Origin of the sequence: Enterobacter sp. BWH64 (assembly GCF_001037645.1) — a bacterium.
Classification (GTDB): Bacteria; Pseudomonadota; Gammaproteobacteria; order Enterobacterales; family Enterobacteriaceae; genus Enterobacter; species Enterobacter hormaechei_C.
On the sequence record NZ_KQ089922.1, the window covers coordinates 3,448,467 to 3,467,798 of the forward strand.

Here is a 19,332-nt window from a genome sequence, read left to right on the forward strand (position 1 = left end):
CCGGCGCATCTGACATAAGGCTATTGTTAGAGTCAGCCGGGCTGGAGAACAAATAATAAAAACCAGCATCTTATGCTTATTTGGAATATCAGCTGACGAGTTGCAGCTCGCGATTTTCCAGCGACGGCTTACTGACCAGAGACATCAGGATCTCTTTCACCGCCTGCGCCTGCGGTGACAGGGAGCCGCGCGCGGACATATTCAACGACAGCGGTAAGCTCATGGATGGCGTGGTGATGCGGGCCATCCAGCCGTTCGCCGCGCTGCACAGTGAACGTGCGGCAGATTCGGGCAGAACCGTTACACCCATGCCGCTGGCAATGGCGGCAGTCAGCGTGGAAATAGAATCAATCTCGCCGATAATTTTGGCCGTCAGACGACGCAGCGAGAACGCTTCGTCAACGCGCACGCGCACGGCACTGTAGTCACGCGGCAGGAACAGGTTCATCTCTGCCACAGCGGTTAAATCAATGCTCTGACCGGGGCAATCACGGGTACCGACCAGGTAAAGATCTTCCTTCAGCAGCGGCTGGCTGGTGATCCCGGCAACCGGGGAGCGATCGTACAGCACCGCCATATCCAGCTGACCGTTGAGCAGTTTGTCATTGAGTACGGAACCACTGTTCTCATGCAGATAAACCAGCACTTCCGGTAGCTCCGCGCGCACCGCCTGTAGCAGCGGCATGGTTACCGACGATGCAGCCGTTCCCGGCGCGAGGCCGATGGAGACATGGCCACTCAGGGTCTGCCCCACATTGTGCACGGCCAGCTGCGCCTGTTCACACTGACGCAGGATCGTGCGGGCATGGGTATATAAAATTTTTCCCGCTTCGGTAGGCGTTACGCCGCGCTTGGTGCGGATCAACAGTTGCTGGTCCATTTCGCCTTCCAGAGTCGCGACCTGCTGGCTCAGCGCAGGCTGCGCGATATGCAGCACTTCAGCCGCCTGGGTCAGGCTGCCGATATCGACGATTTTTACGAAGTATTTCAGTCGTCTTAAGTTCATGTTGCCCCCTGTTCGAAAATAGCGTGCCGGTAACGGCTGTGTTGTTAAACAGGTTTTGCAATATGGATGCCAGTTTTTTGCAGCGGGTGTATGTCGCTGCTAAGCGGCTGAAAATAAGGAAAGCCAATCACTGGTGCCTGTTTTGAGTCGAGGACAACGGTTTCCGATCTGCCCCATTCGGGGTATATCTGCACAATAATGGTGCATTCCGTTGGCAAAAACGTCACTTTGCTGGTTTTGTCAGCAAACAGTTCAAAGTCGGCGATCCATCCTTTGACAAGGCGTACGCAGGTCGATAATATGCGCCCCGTTCACACGATTCCTCTGTAGTTCAGTCGGTAGAACGGCGGACTGTTAATCCGTATGTCACTGGTTCGAGTCCAGTCAGAGGAGCCAAATTTGAAAAGCCTGCTTTTAAAGCAGGCTTTTTGCTTTTCTGCGTTCGGTCAGTTTGTCGGGTGGCGCTGCGCTTACCCGACCTACATTCTGCGTTCTGTAAAATTGTCGGGTGGCGGCTTCGCCTTACCCGACCTACGGTCCTGTAGGCCCGGTAAGCGCAGCGTCACCGGGCATAGCAAGCTTCACCGGCATCCCCGACCGCCGTTCCAGCTCAGCCCCCGCCCCTTCACTTATTAGCTGCGTCCTTTGTGCGGCTGAAATGGGCAGCGGCACCTTATTTGTCGATTCAAATTCCGCGCGATTGCGTGACAGCGGCTCGTGAACCTCTACCCAACGGCTACCGTCCGGCTCGGTGGTCACCTTTAAGGGCTGATCGATAAGCTGTACCCGCGTCCCCACCGAAACGTTATCGAACAGGTATTTGATATCGTTATTACGCAGGCGAATGCAGCCCTGGCTGACGCGCAGACCAATGCCGAAATTTGAGTTGGTACCGTGGATCGCGTACAGCCTGCCGATATAGAGGGCATACAGCCCCATCGGGTTATCCGGCCCGGCGGGAACGAACGCGGGCAACGTTTTCCCCTCTTTCGCGTAAGCGCGTCGCGTATTTGGCGTGGGTGACCAGGTTGGGCCTTCCTGTTTGCGCTCAACGGCGGTTACCCAGTTACGCGGCGTTTCGCGCCCGGCCTGACCGATGCCAATAGGCAGCACCTCAACCGTGTTGCTGCCGGGTGGATAATAGTAAAGTCGCATTTCCGCGACGTTCACCACAATCCCCTCGCGCACCGTTGGCGGCAGAATAAGCTGCTGGGGTACCACCAGCTGTGTTCCGGCTCGCGGTAAAAACGGATCCACCCCCGGGTTGGCTTCCAGCATATTGCTCAACCCCTGTCCGTGCTGCGCTGCAAACGCTTCGAGCGGCAGAGTATTGCCCTCAGGCACGGTGATGGTGATCGGCGCCCCCACCAGACGGCTGCCCTCGGGAGGGAGGGGGTAGGTTACAGCAGATGCAGCGGGAACCAGAATACCAAGCGTAAAAACGAACGAGGCAAATCGAATCATAGTGTTCTGTACTCAGTCAAAGAGAAAGCCTGCCGGTAGGCAGGCTTAGCCTACTCATTCAGTCATCTTTTCGTCGTGCGCCATCTCCGGGTAAGGACTTTTTCTGCTTCAACAATCATGAACATCGCAAACCCAATCAGGAAGGTAATGATCCAGTAGCGGAACGGTAGCGCTTCGGTACCGAACAGCATTTGCATGAACGGCGCATAGATGATCAGAAGCTGAAGGGCCAGAAGTACGCCGCTCACGATCCATATCCCCTTGTTAGCCAGCAGACCTTTACTCAGGGAGAAGCCGTCGGTGACGCGGCAGTTGAGCATGTAAAACCACTGGGCGGTGACCAGCGTTTGCAGCAACACGGTGCGAATGAACTCCGGTGAGTAGCCGCGTGGTTGCAGCCAGGCCTCCAGCACAAAGGCGCTGATGGCAATCATCAGGCCGACAAACACCACTCGCCAGATGGCATAACCGTCCATCACATGCAGGTTTGACTTACGCGGCGGCCGGTTCATGATGTCCTTCTCACCCGCTTCAAACGCCAGGCCAAACGACAGCGTTGCCGAGGTTGCCATGTTCATCCACAGGATCAGTACCGGCGTTAGTGGGATCAGGTTCCCCGCCAGCAGGGCAATAATGATCAGTAAGGCCTGGGCGATGTTGCTCGGGATAACGAACAAAATGGTCTTTTTCAGGTTGTCGTAGACCCGACGCCCTTCATGGACCGCCCGGGCAATGGTGGCAAAGTTATCATCCGTTAACACCATATCGGCGGCTTCTTTGGTGACTTCAGTACCTTTGATCCCCATCGCGATGCCGACATCCGCCCGCTTCAGCGCCGGCGCATCGTTCACCCCGTCCCCGGTCATTCCGACCACTTCCTGCTTACTTTGCAGCGCCTGCACCAGGCGGAATTTATCTTCCGGGCTGGTGCGGGCAAAGATATCGTATTTTTGCGCCGCCTCGCTCAGCTGGTGATCGTCCATCGCCTCCAGCTCGCGCCCGGTGATGGCGCTCGCCGCGTTGCCAATACCCAGCATCTGTCCAATGCTCATCGCCGTTTGTGGATGATCCCCGGTAATCATTTTCACGCGAATACCCGCCTGCAAGCAGTCGGCAATGGCCGAAATGGCTTCCGGGCGCGGGGGATCCATCATGCCCGCAATGCCGAGCAGTATGACCCCTTCTTGCAGATCCGCATGCGTCAGCTCGCGCTGCCCGCTGGCGGCCGGTTTCCAGGCCGCAGCCACCATGCGCAATCCCTCGCGCGCATACTCTTCAATCTTCTCTTCCCAGTAGTGCAGGTTGAACGGCTCCAGCCCGTTTTGGGTCTGCTGGTGCTGGCAAAGACGGAAAAGGACGTCCGGCGCACCGGTGATTAACATCACCTCTTCGTCGCCCAGGCGATAGAGGGTGGACATGTATTTATATTGCGAATCAAATGGGATTTTACTGCGCAATTCGGCGTCAATTGCCGGAAGCGGGATTTTGGCCGCCAGCACCTTCAGCGCGCCTTCGGTTGGACCGCCGGTGATTTTCCACAGCCCCTGCTCATCTTTGATCAGCTGGCTGTCATTACAGAGATCGACTGTGCGCAGATAGCGCTCAAGCACAGATCCCGGGGTCACGGTGACCGGTGTCGGATCGTCAACGGGGTGAATAGTACCCACCGGCTCGTAGCTGTCTCCCTCCACGCGGTAGGTGGTGTCCGCGGTAATCACCGCTTTTACCGTCATCTCATTCATGGTCAGGGTGCCGGTTTTATCCGAGCAGATAACCGTCATCGCCCCCAGCGTTTCCACGGTAGGCAGCTTGCGAATAATCGCCTTGCGACGCGCCATCGCCTGCACGCCCAGCGAGAGGATGATCGAGATAATGGCCGGTAATCCTTCCGGCACCGCCGCTACCGCAAGGCTAATCAACGACAGCACCAGCTCTGATACGGGCATATCACGGAAGATAAGACTGAAAACGAACAGCGCCAGCATCATTACCAGAATGGTGATAAAAATGGTCTTGCCGAGCTTGTCCATTTGCACCATCAACGGGGTACGGTGTTTTTCAATGTCTGACATCATCTGGTTGATATGGCCGAGTTCGGTCTCCCCACCGGTCGCCACCACCAACCCTTTTCCCCCACCGGAGCTGACGGTGGTGCCAGAATAAAGCAGGTTGTAACGGTCGCCTAACGGCAACTCCCCGTGGAGCGCATCGCTGCTTTTCTCCACTACCGTGGATTCGCCGGTGAGAATAGCTTCTTCCACCCGCAGATTGTGCGCCTCTGTCACGCGAAGATCGGCAGGAATGCGATCCCCGGCGCGTATCACGACGATATCTCCGGGCACCAGTGCTGTCGTCGGGATAGTTTCATGGTTGCCCTGCCGGATGACCACAGCCTCGCTGGAGAGCATATTGCGAATACTTTGCAGCGATTTCTCCGCATTGCTCTCCTGAATATGGCCAATCAGGGCGTTAATGATGGCTACCCCAAGAATGACAAACATATCCACCCAGTGTCCCATTATCAGCTTCAGCATCGCCGCCGCCAGAAGGACGTAAATAAGGACATCGTTGAAATGGGCCAGAAAGCGCAGCCAGCCAGGTTTACCCGGTTTTTGCGGTAAGGCATTTTCACCGTATTTTTCCAGCCTGGCAGTGGCTTCTGTACTGCTGAGTCCATCGAGGCTGGATTGGATATTTGTCAGGGTTTCATCAACGGTCTGTTGATAATACGGACGGTGAGGCTTTTCTGTTATCATCGTTCCTTCCTCAGGTTCTTTTCAGAAATCACCTTGCTTTCATGACATTAACGAATAACGAAAACAGGAACATGCGCGTAACGAACGATACTCGCCGCCTCTGACCCTAATAAATGAGTTTGAATATTTGGATTACGCGATCCCACAATAATCGCACCGACGTTAAGCTCATCCGCCAGTTTGATTACCTCATCACGTATATTCCCGCTGCGAACATGTAGATGGACATTTGCTTCTGGCAGGTTGATTTTTTTTACCAGCGCAGCCAGTTTTTCTTTAGCATTATTAATCATATATTCATCCATCTTTCTCGCGTCTGCAATAAAACCGCGGGTCAGTTCCGCCGAGAACTTTGGCATAACGTACAGCAGATGGACATTACCCGATGCGCTTTGCGCCAGGAATTGGGCATGCTGTAGTGCTTTATCAGACAACGCTGTTTCGTATACATCCACCGGCACCAGAATCGTTTTATACATATCAAGCATCCTTTTATAACCAACACAACAGTGAGTGAATCAGAAGAGATCGCATCAAACCCATGGGTACAGGCGTGAATGCCTTTTACGGAAAAAAAGGAATGGATGCTATTAAACGTAGCACAGGAATATCAGGATGTTATTCAAAGGGGATACACCATCGTAACGCTTGTTTCGCCTGAGTATGTCACGCCACTAATAATGGTTATTTAACATTTATTTATTCACCGACTATGCTCATAGTCAGGCATGCAACACGTTTATTCTCTTTATCCCGCGCCACCTTCAACCTCATGGAGGAATGCATGTACGGTTTAAGCCTGATTCGCCTTGGTTTGTTTATTGCGCTCGCTATTATCGCCAGCACAGCAATCGGTTTATTTACCTATGTGGTCGTCTCGGCCCTGGCAGAATAGCGCCACCCCAGCATTGATGACGAAATAAATAAAACAATTATTATCAGGGGAATACTGTGAAGCGCTACCTCTCTCTTCTGCCTGCTGTTTTATTGCTGCTGACGGCGTGCGATCCGAAACCCGACCGCGCCGCGCCCCTGCCGAAAATGGTAAAAGTCGCAGAGGTGGTCAAGGCCGGCAACGCGCAGCAGCGCGTGTTTCCCGCCCGTATTGAATCCGGCGACGCCACGGATCTCGCGTTCAAACGAGCCGGGCAGATTGAGACCCTGGACATTCGCCAGGGTGCCGTTGTCAAACAGGGGCAACGGCTCGCCAGTCTTAACGATCGCGAAGCCCGGCAGCGTCTGAACGACAGGCAAACGGCGGCGACCCTGGCGCAGAGGCAATTCGACCGCTTCCAGACGCTGGCGGGACGCCAGGCCGTGTCGAAAGCCGAGATGGATGTCCAGCGCGCCAACCGTGATTCAGCAAACGCCGCGCTACAGATTGCGCGCGAAGAATTAAGCCAGATGACGCTCGTCGCCCCCTTTAGCGGGACAGCGGCCAGCGTCCATGTGCGAAATCATCAGGTCGTCTCCGCCGGCCAGCCCGTCGTCACTTTGACCCGTACCGATCTGCTGGACGTGGTGTTCAGCCTTCCAGAGAACCTGTTTAACACCTTCGATATTCGCAATGCGCAGTACAAACCGGTAGTGAGGATCAACGCCCTGCCCGGTCGCGAGTTTACCGCTGTGTACAAAGAGCACTCAGGCAGTAGCGACAGCAACACATTGACCTGGCAGGTGATTTTAACCATGCCCCGCCCGGATGATTTTCCCGTCGTGGGCGGCGTCAGCGGAACGGTCACCATCAATTTAACCAACCTTCCGGCGGGCGTGGGCAGTGAGGCGCTGGTAGTGCCGGTTGAAGCGGTCTTTAACCCGGATAACCGCCCGCGCAATGAGCCACATGTCTGGGTGGTGACGGGCGAAGGCGATACGTTGCACCTTGAAGATCGTAAGGTCAGCGTGGGGCAAGTCAGCGCTGAGGGGGTCGTCATCGTCGGTGGGCTTAAGGCCGGTGAACGCGTGGTGGCCGCAGGCGTTGGGGAGCTACATCCCAACCAGCCGGTACGTATCTGGACGCGTGAACGGGGACTGTAATGGATATCTCTCGTCAGTTTATCAGCAACCCGGTTCGCGTCTGGCTGACTATTTTGCTGCTGGGCGTAGGCGGCATTATTGCCCTGTTGAACATTGGCAGACTGGAAGATCCGGCGTTTACCATCAAAACGGCGGTGGTGATCACCCATTATCCGGGCGCGTCGGCGCAGCAGGTTGAGGAAGAGGTCACCCTGCCGCTGGAAAATGCGCTTCAGCAGTTACCTTATCTGGATAACGTCAGCTCCATCTCCTCCAGCGGCCTGTCGCAGATCACGGTCAATATAGCCTCGCGCTACCACTCAAATGCACTGCCGCAAATCTGGGATGAACTGCGTCGCCGGGTGGGAGATGCCGCCAGACAGTTTCCACCCGGCGTAGTGACCCCGTTTGTAAATGACGATTTTGGCGATGTGTTCGGCTTTTTCTTTGCCATTTCCGGAGATGAATTCAGCAATCCGGAACTGGTCCGGTATGCCGAGCTGCTGCGCCGGGAGTTGGTCCTCGTGCCAGGCGTGGGCAAAGTGGCCATCGGCGGAGCCCTCACCCAGCAGATTAACGTGGACATTTCTCTGAGCAAAATGGCCGCACGCGGGATAACGCTGAACCAGCTTTCTGCCCAGCTCAGCAGGCTGAACGTGGTCTCCAGCGCGGGAGAGATCCCCTCCGGTACTGAGTCAATTCGTCTGCATCCTACCGGTGAATTCGAAAGTATTGACGAGCTGGCCGATCTCATCGTGACCCCGCCGGGCGTTGGGGCGGCTACCCGCTTACGGGATATTGCCACCCTGTCACGCGGGCTGGATGCCTCCCCTGCCAGCATCTACCATGCCAACGGCAGAAAAGCCGTCACCATGGGCGTCTCCTTTATCCCCGGCGTTAACGTGATCGACGTGGGACATGCCCTGGAGGCGAAGCTAGAGCAGATGTCAGCCGAGAAACCGGCAGGTATCCACATCGACCTGTTTTACGATCAGGCGGCGGAGGTCGGGCATTCCGTTAACGGATTTATCATTAACTTCCTGATGGCGCTGGCGATTGTCATCGGCGTGTTGTTGATCTTTATGGGCTTACGCAGCGGGATCATTATCGCCTTTTCCCTCGCCCTCAACGTGCTGGGCACGCTGCTGATCATGTATCTCTGGGGTATTGAACTACAGCGCATTTCACTGGGCGCGCTGATCATCGCCCTCAGCATGCTGGTCGACAATGCCATTGTTATTGTCGAAGGGGTACTGATAGCCCGACAGCAGGGCTCGTCCCTGATGAACGCCATTAGCGACATTATTCGCCGTTCTGCGCTGCCGCTGCTGGGAGCGACGGTCATTGCCATCCTGGCCTTTGCGCCCGTCGGGCTGTCGCAGGATTCCACTGGCGAATACTGTAAGTCGCTGTTTCAGGTTCTGCTGATTTCGCTCATGTTGAGCTGGTTCTCAGCCCTCACCATTACGCCAGTGCTGATTAAGTGGTGGCTGTTTAAACGAGATGCTGCACCGCCAAAGGCCGACGAAACGGATCCCTATGACAAACGCATCTATCGGATCTATCAGGGTGTGCTCAACGCGCTGTTACGGCGTAAAGCGCCAACGCTGGTAGTGATGGCCGCACTGCTGGCCGCCGCCATCTGGGGCTTTGGCTCGGTGCGGCAGAACTTCTTCCCCTCCTCCAGTACGCCAATTTTCTTTGTCGACCTCTGGCTCCCTTACGGTACCGACATTAACTGGACCGAGAAGATGACCGGTGATATCGAGAAAACCATTAACGGCCAGCCAGGCGTGGAAACTACGGTCTCGACGATTGGTCAGGGAAGTATGCGATTTATTTTGACCTACAGCGGACAGCGGCAGTACAGCAACTATGCGCAAATTATGGTGAGAATGGACGACCAGCGTAACATCCCCGCCCTGACCCGCCACGTGGATGAGTACATCGCACGGAACTATCCGCAGGTTAACGCCAGCACGAAGCGGGTGATGTTTGGCCCCTCCGGCGACAGCGCCATTGAAATACGTATTAAAGGCCCCGATCCTGACAGGCTGCGTCTGATCGCCAGCCAGGTAGACAACATCCTTACGCGCGATCCGGCGACGGACAGCGTCAGGAACGACTGGCAAAATCGCAGCAAAGTGCTCCGCCCGCAGTACGTCACTGCGCTGGGACGTGAGCTTGGCGTGGATAAGCAGGACGTCGATAACGCACTGGAGATGAATTTCTCCGGCAGTCGGGCAGGACTGTACAGAGAAGGCAGCGACCTGTTGCCCGTGGTGGTGCGCCCGCCGGAAAGCGAGCGGCTGGACGCCAATCACCTGAATAACGTTCTGGTCTGGAGCCAGACCCGGCAGCAGTATATTCCGCTGAGCAACGTCATCAGCGGCTTCGCGCTGGAGTGGGAAGATCCGCTGATCCTGCGCCGTGACCGCTCCCGCGTGCTGACCGTGCAGACCGACCCTGACCCGCTAAGCCAGCAAACCTCCGGCGATATTCTCGCCCGCGTGAAGCCGCAAATTGATGCCCTGCCCCTGCCCCACGGCTACAGCATTGAGTGGGGCGGTGACGCGGAGAACTCCAGCGAAGCGCAGCAGGGGCTATTTACCACGCTGCCGCTCGGCTATCTGGTGATGTTTGTGATCACGGTGCTGATGTTCAGTTCGGTGAAAAACGCCGTCGCCATCTGGCTGACCGTGCCGCTGGCGCTGATAGGCGTGACGCCGGGGTTTTTAATTACCGGCATCCCTTTTGGCTTTATGGCGTTGATTGGCCTGCTGAGCCTGAGCGGGATGCTGATCCGCAACGGCATTGTGCTGGTGGAAGAGATAGAACAGCAGAAAGTGCAGCAGGATCAGCACAGTGCGATCGTTTACGCCGCCACGTCGCGCCTGCGTCCCATCCTCCTCACCGCCTTTACGACCGTACTCGGCCTCGCCCCTCTGCTGCTGGATGTGTTCTTCCAGAGCATGGCCGTTGTGATTATGTTTGGGCTTGGGTTTGCTACAATCCTGACGCTGCTGGTACTCCCCGTAATTTACGCGTGTTTCCATCGTAAGGACAAAGCTGAACAACAATGAATGCGACAGGGCTGAATATCATCAAGACGCTGGGGTGTATGACGGCGGTTACCTTTTTCACCATCTACAACACCTGGGATCATTACGATTATGACTATCACTGGATCCTCGGTTTTTTAACCTTCATTTCGACCATCGCCACGCCGTTATTTTTTGTGGTTGCAGGGTATCTGGACGGGCAATCCCGACACGGCACGCGCTGGCAGCTGGATAAGATCAAAAGCCTGGTGATCGTCTTTCTGTTCTGGGTAACGATTTACTACCTGTGGGAGCCCTATCAGCGCGGATATCTGATCCAGCCCTGGTTCGTGTTCGCGTTTATCGTGATTTACACGTTTCACCCGGTGGTGGAGTGGCTCAGCCAGCGACGAACGCTCTTTTGCGGGGTAATTACCGCCCTGCTGCTTTTCTCATACGGGTACGATTTACTGTCAGCCCTCTATCCTGATGCCCATGTCCTTTCATTGTCGCCGCAGTATCGCCTGTGGACGTGGCTGCTGTTTTATCTGACGGGGCAGCTCTTTTGCGATCCGCAGATCGCGGCGTGGATCGGCCGCAAAAATGTGGTCAGGGCAGCGGTGATTGCCATACCGTTTATTTATCTCTTCACGTGGTTTTACGAGCGGCACTTCTTTTTTGCGCTATTTAAAGCAGACAGAAACGCCTTTATCCTCACCGGATCGCAAATCTACATTCTGATTATTGCCCTGGTGATTGCGGCCAACGGCGTGCGGTTTCGCCGCAATGCGGAGTTTAAAGAGTCCGTGCTGGCCGCCATTAGCAAAACCATGACCGGGGTCTATATTATGCACTACTCGGTGTTTCACCTGCTGACCGCGCTCATTCCGGTGACGTCCCTGAGCACCAAACTTGCTCTGATTGTGCTTACGTTTGTTACGTCGGTCCTGTTTTCGCTGCTGATCCTGTCCAACGCAGTGGCCAAAAAAGTGATCACCCTCTAAAAGCCCAGGCGCAGCCAGGCAAACAGCACGTTGCCGTTGTTGTAGGTCCCGGGAATATAGGTGAACTGGACGGTGACGCGCTTATATCCGGCAGAGAAAAGCGGGAAGATAAACGGCAGCGGGACATAGTTGGCAAAGTCGTCGCGTGCCGTGATCCCCGCAGCGGCCCCCAGCCCCAGACGGAAATCTTTTGCGTTATCCAGATACCAGCCTTTCTCCCAGCCGTAGCCCATCGCAGGCTGCCATTCGTTATGTGAATCTTTGAACATCATGGCAAAGAGCGCGCTCCAGTTGCCCTCGTCGTTGTAGCGGGACACGCCCAGCCCCCCGCCCCACGGCATTTCGTTGTAGTTGTCGGTTTTCTCTTTGTCATACATGAATCGAGCATGCCAGCTCAGAAACGGAAGGTAGAGATCGTAACGATCCGGCTGTTCCCAGGTTTGCGCAATATCGTCCGTTACTGCATCCCACCAGCGGTGAATACGCTGTTCGCCATAGACTTTCGGCTCCGCATGCAGCGGAGATACGACTAAAAACAGGACTACCCACAGTGCAGGAAAGAGGCGTTGCATCGTTATACCCTCAGCTTACGTCACGCAGCGATCGTTATTACTGTAAACCATTCAGCCCTAACCGGAGCCAAACAGGCTGATTTATGTTGTCGCCCGATAAGATGAAATTTATTTATTCTGCGCTTTCAGGAAAGATAAAAACGTTTTCTCAGGCCGCCTGTCGCGGTAGTCTCATACATTCCGTCAATATGACGGCCGTGATGTGAGTGACCTTTTCTTATACCAATAATTAAAAATCAGTACAGACAGGACAACTATGGACTCCACCCTTATCTCCGCTCGCCGCAACGAGGAGACACCTTCGCTTAACCGCGCCCGCCGCGCCGCTTTAGGTAGCTTCGCAGGCGCCGTCGTCGACTGGTATGACTTTCTGCTCTACGGTATTACCGCTGCGCTGGCCTTTAACCGTGAATTCTTTCCCCAGATCAGCCCCGCCATGGGCACGCTTGCTGCATTTGCCACCTTCGGCGTCGGTTTTCTGTTTCGTCCTCTGGGCGGGATAATTTTCGGCCACTTCGGTGACCGCCTTGGCCGGAAACGTATGCTGATGCTCACCGTCTGGATGATGGGCATTGCCACCGCGCTGATCGGTATTTTGCCCTCCTTTGCCTCGATTGGCTGGTGGGCCCCGGTGTTGCTGGTGACGCTGCGCGCCATTCAGGGCTTTGCCGTCGGCGGCGAATGGGGCGGCGCGGCATTGCTGTCCGTGGAAAGCGCGCCGAAGAATAAGAAAGCGTTTTACAGCAGCGGCGTGCAGGTGGGTTATGGCGTGGGTCTGCTGCTCTCCACGGGCCTGGTGTCGCTAATAAGCCAGCTCACGACAGACGAGCAGTTCCTGAGCTGGGGCTGGCGTATTCCGTTTATCTTCAGCATTGTGCTGGTCGTGGTGGCCCTGTGGATCCGTAACGGCATGGAAGAGTCGGCTGAGTTTGAGCGGCAGCAGCGCGAAAAACCGGTCGCGAAAAAACGGCTGCCGGTGATGGAAGCGCTGGTGCAGCACCCTGGCGCTTTTCTGAAAATCATTGCCCTGCGCCTGTGCGAACTGCTAACGATGTATATCGTCACCGCCTTTGCCCTGAACTACTCCACGCAAAACCTCGGCCTGCCGCGGGAATTGTTCCTGAATATTGGCCTGGTGGTGGGCGGGATCAGCTGCCTGACCATCCCCTGCTTCGCCTGGCTGGCGGATCGCTTTGGCCGTCGACGGGTGTATATCACCGGGGCGCTCATCGGCACACTCAGCGCCTGGCCGTTCTTTATGGCGCTGGAGGCACAGTCGGTCTTCTGGATTGTCTTCTTCGCGATCATGCTTGCGAACATCGCTCACGATATGGTGGTCTGCGTGCAGCAGCCAATGTTCACCGAGCTGTTTGGCGCAAGCTACCGTTACAGCGGCGCGGGCGTGGGATATCAGGTGGCGAGCGTGGTCGGCGGCGGGTTTACGCCGTTTATCGCCGCCGCGCTGGTGACGTTCTCAGGCGGTAACTGGCACAGCGTGGCGATTTATCTGCTGGCGGGTTGCCTGCTTTCTGCCGCCACCGCCCTGTTGATGAAGGAAACCACGCACAGCTGATCTCCTCACTTTTGTTTCACAGGCGTGTGCCATACTATCGGGTAAAGCCGCACACCTGTGGAACAAGGAGACAGACATGAATAATAAGGGCTCCAGCCTGACCCCGGCTCAGGCGCTGGAAAAACTCGACGCGCTGTATGAACAGTCCGTCAATGCACTGCGCAGCGCCATCAGTGACTATATCGAAACAGGGAAGCTTCCCGATGAAAAGGCCAGAACCCAGGGCCTTTTTGTTTATCCATCGCTCTCTGTCACCTGGGACGGCAGCGCCAGCAGCAATCCGAAAACCCGCGCCTATGCGCGTTTCACCCACTCCGGCTGTTACAGCACGACCATCACGCGACCTGCGCTGTTCCGCCCCTACCTGGAAGAGCAGCTTACTTTGCTGTATCAGGATTACGGCGCGCATATCAGCGTTGAACCGTCCCTGCACGAGATCCCTTACCCGTACGTGATAGACGGTTCAGCGCTGACGCTGGATCGCTCCATGAGCGCGGGGCTGACCCGCCACTTCCCGACCACTGAGCTGTCGCAGATTGGCGATGAGACGGCGGACGGGATCTATCACCCGGCAGAGTTTTCACCGCTGTCGCACTTTGATGCCCGCCGTGTCGATTTCTCGCTGGCACGCCTGCGTCACTACACCGGCACCCCAGCCGAACATTTCCAGCCGTTCGTGCTGTTTACCAACTACACCCGCTACGTAGACGAATTTGTCCGCTGGGGCTGTAGCCAGATCCTCGATCCGGACAGCCCTTACATCGCCCTCTCCTGCGCGGGCGGGATCTGGATCACCGCCGAAACCGAAGCACCGGAAGAGGCCATCTCCGACCTGGCGTGGAAAAAGCACCAGATGCCAGCCTGGCACCTGATCACCGCCGACGGTCAGGGCATTACGCTGATTAACATCGGCGTTGGCCCGTCGAATGCGAAAACCATCTGCGACCATCTGGCGGTACTGCGCCCGGACGTCTGGCTGATGATCGGCCACTGCGGCGGCCTGCGTGAAAGTCAGCTGATTGGCGATTACGTCCTCGCCCACGCTTATTTGCGTGACGACCATGTCCTTGACGCGGTTCTGCCGCCGGATATTCCTATCCCGAGTATCGCGGAAGTGCAGCGCGCCCTGTACGACGCCACCAAAGAGGTGAGCGGCATGCCGGGTGAAGAGGTGAAGCAGCGCCTGCGTACCGGTACGGTCGTCACCACCGACGATCGTAACTGGGAGCTGCGCTATTCCGCCTCCGCCCTGCGTTTCAATCTCAGCCGTGCGGTCGCAATCGATATGGAAAGCGCCACCATTGCCGCGCAGGGCTATCGCTTCCGCGTCCCTTACGGCACGCTGCTGTGCGTGTCCGATAAACCGCTGCACGGCGAGATCAAACTGCCGGGCCAGGCGAACCGTTTTTACGAAGGGGCGATCTCAGAGCATCTTCAGATTGGTATTCGCGCCATCGATTTACTGCGTGCAGAGGGCGACAAACTGCATTCCCGCAAGCTGCGCACCTTCAATGAGCCACCGTTCCGCTGATAACAAGGACCCACTCACCCGGCCTGGGATTCCGTAGGTCGGGTAAGCGGAGCGCCACCCGACAAACTGACCGAACGCAGAAAAGCAAAAAGCCTGCTTTAAAAGCAGGCTTTTCAAATTTGGCTCCTCTGACTGGACTCGAACCAGTGACATACGGATTAACAGTCCGCCGTTCTACCGACTGAACTACAGAGGAATCGTGTGAACGGGGCGCATATTATCGATGCGCCCTGAGGATGTCAAAGGGTGAATGCAGATTTTCAATCGTTTGCCGATTTATTCTCCACTTCGCACATTTGTCAGGCACTTGCCGTTTCCGAAACCTCCTGCTCCGGTTTTTTTCGCGGATATTTCCACAGCCAGCGCCCGCTCACCATGCGCCAGTAGAACAGCGCCCCGCGCACGGCCCAGTCAAGGAACATCCCCAGCCAGACGCCGACAACGCCCATACCCAACATTACCCCCAGCGTGTAGCCCGCCACAACGCGACAGCCCCACATGCCGAGCATGGAGACCCACATCGCAAACCGGGCATCGCGCGCCCCTTTCAGCCCGGCAGGAAGTACCCAGGACGCGGCCCAAATTGGCATAAACGCCGCGTTGAGCCAAATGAGCACCTTCACGACCTCTTTCACGTCATTTTCATGCGTATAGAACGAGGCCATCAGCCCGGCAAAAGGCGCAGTTCCCCACGCAATCGCCGTCAGTCCAATAGTTGAAAGCCAGAAGACGTGCCGAAGTTGCCGTTCCGCCTGCCCTATCTGCCCCTTTCCGAGACGTCTGCCGGTAATGATCGTCGACGCCGACCCCAGCGCGTTTCCCGGCAGGTTAATGAGCGAGGCGATGGAGAAGGCAATAAAGTTGCCGGCGATGACGTCTGTTCCCATCCCGGCAACAAACATCTGCGTCAGCAGTTTCCCACCGTTAAACAACACGGATTCGATGCTGGCCGGAATCCCGATCCCCATCACTTCCCAGATAATGGCGAAGTTAAGCGGACGGAAATAGCTTTTCAGTGTCAGGCGCAGCGATGGCGTAATTCCCGCCATCAGTACGCCAATTATCGCCGCCGCACCAATATAGCGGGAAATGGTTAGCCCCAAACCCGCGCCGACAAAGCCCAGCCCCTCCCAGGAAAAGACGCCGTAAATCAAAACGCTGCTGATAATGATATTCAGGATGTTCATGCCGCCGTTGATCAGCAGCGGAATTTTGGTATTTCCTGCTCCACGAAGCGCACCGCTACCAATCAGCGCGATGGCAGCCGCCGGATAACTCAGCACCGTCATTTCCAGGTAGGTGAGAGCCAGATCCTTCACCTCGCTGGTCGCTTCTCCCGCGACAATGTCGATAATTTCTTTGCCGTAATAATGGATAACCGCCGCAAGGATGATCGAAAAGAGGGTCATGATCATCAGCGACTGTCTGGCCGCTTCGCGGGCACGCTTCGGATCAAGCTTGCCCAGGCTAAACGCCACCACCACCGTCGTACCGAGATCGATAGCGGCAAAGAAGGACATCACCACCATGTTGAAACTGTCCGCCAGCCCCACCCCGGCCATGGCTTCTTTACCGAGCCAGCTCACCAGAAAAGTGCTCAGCACCCCCATTAGCAGGACGCAGGTATTCTCCAGGAAAATAGGCACGGCAAGGGGGGTGATTTCACGCCAGAACAGAACTCGATAGCTCTTACGTTTTGCATACCAGGGCGTGCGCATAATCGCCTGGCGTAGGGGTGCGGTGACGTTCAAAATGGACCTTAGCGAGAAAGTTGAAACTCCATTTCAAATGATGGGGCAGAAATGCGTATCCTGCAAAGTATTTTCCATAAAATTATGTTTGGATTTACAACAAAATGACGACAGAATCATCAATCAAACGCTTTTGCCTGAGATCAGGTTTGACAAAAGTTTTTTCGCCGCTAAGATAAGCCTCCACAACGATTCCTCTGTAGTTCAGTCGGTAGAACGGCGGACTGTTAATCCGTATGTCACTGGTTCGAGTCCAGTCAGAGGAGCCAAATTTAAAAAGCCTGCTTTTAGAGCAGGCTTTTTGCTTTTCTGCGTTCGTGAAATTGTCGGGTGGCGGCTTCGCCTTACCCGACCTACGTAATAACAGTCCTGTAGGCCCGGTAAGCGCAGCGCCACCGGGCAACAGAGTGTGCGATTACTCGCCTTTAGCGTCGACGTTTTTGATTTCGCCCATCACTTTCAGCTTCTTGGAGATGTCGCGACGCTCTTTGGACAGCTCAGCGTTTTTGATGATGTAGTCATCAACGCGATCTTCATAATCGCTCTTCATGCTGGCGATGATGCCCTGAATAGCTTCAACGCTCATGCCAGGCTTGATGTAGTCGCTCAGGTTGTCCAGCAGCAGGACACGTTTCTGGTTGTCACGGATCTTCTTCTCTACGTCCTGGATTTCGCGCTGTAGCTTGTTTTTGCGGCGGAACAGGCGGACGAACTCCAGAACATCCTGGAACGAAGGCTTGGTAGTTTCCATTTTTATACCCCTGATAATGTGAGATTCGGATTCGTTAAAGCAACCGTTTTAACAGACAGCGGCTGCGAATGACAATGAGTATATCGTTTAAAACCATCATAACCCTAATTGTTGCTGAATCGAAGCAGCAGGCATCACATACGCTTTTTATTTGCGCAGCGCCCGGCAAATCAGCTGCGATAACAACTCCAGCTGTCGCGCCAGCTCCATACTCAGCCAGACATAACCATGGATGGGCGTTTCCGCCACATTGTCTCCCTGGCGCTCATTCATCAGCTGTTTAAGCTCGGCGACGATTTCGTTCAGCCGCTCGCTGTTCGCCCGTATCGGCTGTGGGTTACCTTCATATAGCGCATGGGCGATGGTCAGCAGGGTTTGTTGCGTCATCTGCTGCGTCTCTTTCAGCGTATGCGCGTTGAGCATCAGAAGATGGCTGGGGCGTGAGGCCCAGTGGGCATTGATTTGCAGTTCAAGCATACAGACCAGATTACGGCTGACCGTCTGAATAGCTTCAAAAATGGCTTTCTGGATATGGGTTTCTTTGCTTGCCGGGGTAATCAACCCGCGCATTTTGACCACATCATTGAGGATTTTTTGCAGGTGCTTTTCCAGACGCGGGCGCTCAATCAGATTCGGCGAAAACCCGGCCTGGTAGACCCGGTTAAATGCCGTGACGTAGTTTGCCATCTGAATGCGCCAGTGCAGGAAGGCGCGCTGCGGCCAGATGCCGGTAAACAGCATGGCGAGCAACGAGCCGAGGATCACGTCCCCGCTTCGCCACAATGCGGTGGTCATATCGCCCGCCGGTGCGCCGACCACAACCGCGAGCGTAATGCCAATCAGCAGCGCCTGATACGGTTTCTTGCCGAGGGCCAGCCATCCACAAAGAAACATCGCCACCGCGCACCACAGCAACATGACCGGAAACGAAATCAGCTCCAGCTTCAGGGCGATAAGCCCAAGCGCTGAGCCTAAAACGGTGCCGCCTATGCGTTCGAAAGCGCGCGGGACCACGTTCCCCCAGAATGAGATCGGCCCCATCACCACCACCAGCGTGATCAGCGGCCACGTCCCTTCCGGGATATCCAGCAGACGAACCAGTACGAAGGTCAACACAAACGCCAGCGCAATGCGGCAACCGTGCACCACGCGATAATGTTTGTATAACCGAATTTCAAAAGGGGTTAATGACTTGTCGGGGCGCACACCCGTCTCCAGCTCTACGGCAAACCACAATTGTACTGTGTTTTCAGCCGGGTGGATCGCGCCCGGCTGAAAAACCCTGCATTCCGCAGGATTATCCCACTTTGTGCTCTACCGGTACAAACATCTCAATATCCCAGTAGCCGTCAGCATTGCCATCGTTAAGATAACGTTCGAAGCAGGGTTTTGCCGCGATCTGGAATTTGTTGTCTTCCAGCAGGGAGTTGAAGAACTGATACCATGGAGTGGCGAAATCATGATTTTCGACGCGCGCGGCGGCAATCGCATACTCTCCGGCAACAATTTCGGTCATCATCACCCCTTCGCTGTTCTCAGGGATAGTGAAATCGTCCGTTACCGTTACGGCGGTAACGCAGCGGAGCTTTTCTGCCGGCACGTCATCCGGATTGTCATAATAAACGGCCACCCACTCCTGCGGCTGAATATGACGCCCGTCTACCCACATGACCAGCTGTTCAAATCCCTGCTTGACCGTCTTTTCCCACGGCCCCACGAGATGAAAGCCAGCGATCGTACGTTTCTGTTGCTGCCTGATGCTGTAGTCCATGCTGCCTCCGTTTATTACTGTATATATATACACTGTAAAGCAGAATCGAGATTATCGGCAAACCAGGAGTGTTTATTATGTGAGCAGACTCGCAAC

Annotated in this window: 14 protein-coding genes and 3 tRNA genes; 7 read left to right on the forward strand and 10 right to left on the reverse strand. The window is 55.5% G+C overall.

Annotation, left to right across the window (positions count from 1 at the left end; all coding sequences use genetic code 11):
- Positions 1-88: 88 nt before the first annotated feature.
- Positions 89-1,006, reverse strand: coding sequence for a nitrogen assimilation transcriptional regulator NAC (gene nac, locus SK50_RS16525; protein WP_003859531.1), 918 nt, complete (start codon positions 1,004-1,006; stop codon positions 89-91).
- A 320-nt stretch (positions 1,007-1,326) separates the two neighbouring features.
- Between nac and SK50_RS16530 the strand changes: the two genes are divergently transcribed.
- A tRNA-Asn gene (locus tag SK50_RS16530) sits at positions 1,327-1,402 on the forward strand.
- 135 nt (positions 1,403-1,537) lie between these two features.
- Here SK50_RS16530 and ldtA read toward each other — a convergent pair.
- The 3 genes from ldtA to SK50_RS16545 all read right to left on the reverse strand — a co-directional run bounded on the left by ldtA (position 1,538) and on the right by SK50_RS16545 (position 5,705).
- Positions 1,538-2,470, reverse strand: coding sequence for a L,D-transpeptidase (ldtA, locus tag SK50_RS16535; RefSeq protein ID WP_048229728.1), 933 nt, complete (start codon positions 2,468-2,470; stop codon positions 1,538-1,540).
- Positions 2,471-2,532: 62 nt separating this feature from the next.
- Positions 2,533-5,226 carry a cation-transporting P-type ATPase gene (locus SK50_RS16540; RefSeq protein WP_017693116.1) on the reverse strand — a complete coding sequence of 898 codons (2,694 nt, stop codon included), beginning with the start codon at positions 5,224-5,226 and terminating at the stop codon, positions 2,533-2,535.
- Between the two features lie 47 nt (positions 5,227-5,273).
- Entirely contained in the window at positions 5,274-5,705 is a 432-nt protein-coding gene (locus SK50_RS16545; RefSeq protein WP_003859525.1) for a universal stress protein, read from the reverse strand.
- Positions 5,706-6,177: 472 nt separating this feature from the next.
- Here SK50_RS16545 and SK50_RS16550 point away from each other — a divergent pair, with 472 nt between their 5' ends.
- Genes SK50_RS16550 through SK50_RS16560 form a run of 3 tightly spaced genes read left to right on the forward strand, consistent with a single transcriptional unit; the run spans position 6,178 to position 11,287 of the window.
- Positions 6,178-7,263 (forward strand): efflux RND transporter periplasmic adaptor subunit, encoded by a 1,086-nt coding sequence (locus SK50_RS16550; protein ID WP_022648590.1) that lies wholly within the window; start codon positions 6,178-6,180, stop codon positions 7,261-7,263.
- Positions 7,263-10,325, forward strand: a complete 3,063-nt coding sequence (locus SK50_RS16555) for an efflux RND transporter permease subunit (RefSeq protein WP_045344351.1) — start codon at positions 7,263-7,265, stop codon at positions 10,323-10,325. The genes SK50_RS16550 and SK50_RS16555 overlap by 1 nt, the downstream gene beginning before the upstream one ends.
- A gap of 38 nt (positions 10,326-10,363) precedes the next feature.
- Positions 10,364-11,287: an acyltransferase gene (locus SK50_RS16560; RefSeq protein WP_162184665.1), complete on the forward strand. Its 924-nt coding sequence runs from the start codon at positions 10,364-10,366 to the stop codon at positions 11,285-11,287.
- Here the strand turns inward: SK50_RS16560 and pagP are convergent.
- Entirely contained in the window at positions 11,284-11,859 is a 576-nt protein-coding gene (pagP, locus tag SK50_RS16565; protein ID WP_003859516.1) for a lipid IV(A) palmitoyltransferase PagP, read from the reverse strand. The genes SK50_RS16560 and pagP overlap by 4 nt on opposite strands.
- Before the next feature lie 256 nt (positions 11,860-12,115).
- Between pagP and shiA the strand changes: the two genes are divergently transcribed.
- Positions 12,116-13,432: a shikimate transporter gene (gene shiA, locus SK50_RS16570; RefSeq protein ID WP_048229729.1), complete on the forward strand. Its 1,317-nt coding sequence runs from the start codon at positions 12,116-12,118 to the stop codon at positions 13,430-13,432.
- Positions 13,433-13,508: 76 nt separating this feature from the next.
- On the forward strand, positions 13,509-14,963 hold the full coding sequence (locus SK50_RS16575; protein ID WP_015572404.1) for an AMP nucleosidase: 1,455 nt from the start codon (positions 13,509-13,511) through the stop codon (positions 14,961-14,963).
- Between the two features lie 120 nt (positions 14,964-15,083).
- Here SK50_RS16575 and SK50_RS16580 read toward each other — a convergent pair.
- Positions 15,084-15,159, reverse strand: a tRNA-Asn gene (locus tag SK50_RS16580).
- Between the two features lie 103 nt (positions 15,160-15,262).
- The gene (gene emmdR / locus SK50_RS16585; RefSeq protein WP_023294986.1) at positions 15,263-16,681 is read right to left on the reverse strand and encodes a multidrug efflux MATE transporter EmmdR; all 1,419 of its coding nucleotides are present in this window, start codon (positions 16,679-16,681) and stop codon (positions 15,263-15,265) included.
- A 226-nt stretch (positions 16,682-16,907) separates the two neighbouring features.
- Between emmdR and SK50_RS16590 the strand changes: the two genes are divergently transcribed.
- Positions 16,908-16,983, forward strand: a tRNA-Asn gene (locus tag SK50_RS16590).
- 146 nt (positions 16,984-17,129) lie between these two features.
- On the opposite strand, the gene SK50_RS16595 is transcribed toward SK50_RS16590, so the two are convergent.
- The 3 genes from SK50_RS16595 to sbmC form a co-directional block, all read right to left on the reverse strand.
- Positions 17,130-17,465: a DUF496 family protein gene (locus SK50_RS16595; protein ID WP_000450410.1), complete on the reverse strand. Its 336-nt coding sequence runs from the start codon at positions 17,463-17,465 to the stop codon at positions 17,130-17,132.
- Between the two features lie 147 nt (positions 17,466-17,612).
- Positions 17,613-18,671 carry an FUSC family protein gene (locus SK50_RS16600; RefSeq protein ID WP_017693112.1) on the reverse strand — a complete coding sequence of 353 codons (1,059 nt, stop codon included), beginning with the start codon at positions 18,669-18,671 and terminating at the stop codon, positions 17,613-17,615.
- Positions 18,672-18,762: 91 nt separating this feature from the next.
- Positions 18,763-19,236, reverse strand: a complete 474-nt coding sequence (gene sbmC / locus SK50_RS16605) for a DNA gyrase inhibitor SbmC (RefSeq protein WP_017693111.1) — start codon at positions 19,234-19,236, stop codon at positions 18,763-18,765.
- Between the last annotated feature and the right edge of the window lie 96 nt (positions 19,237-19,332).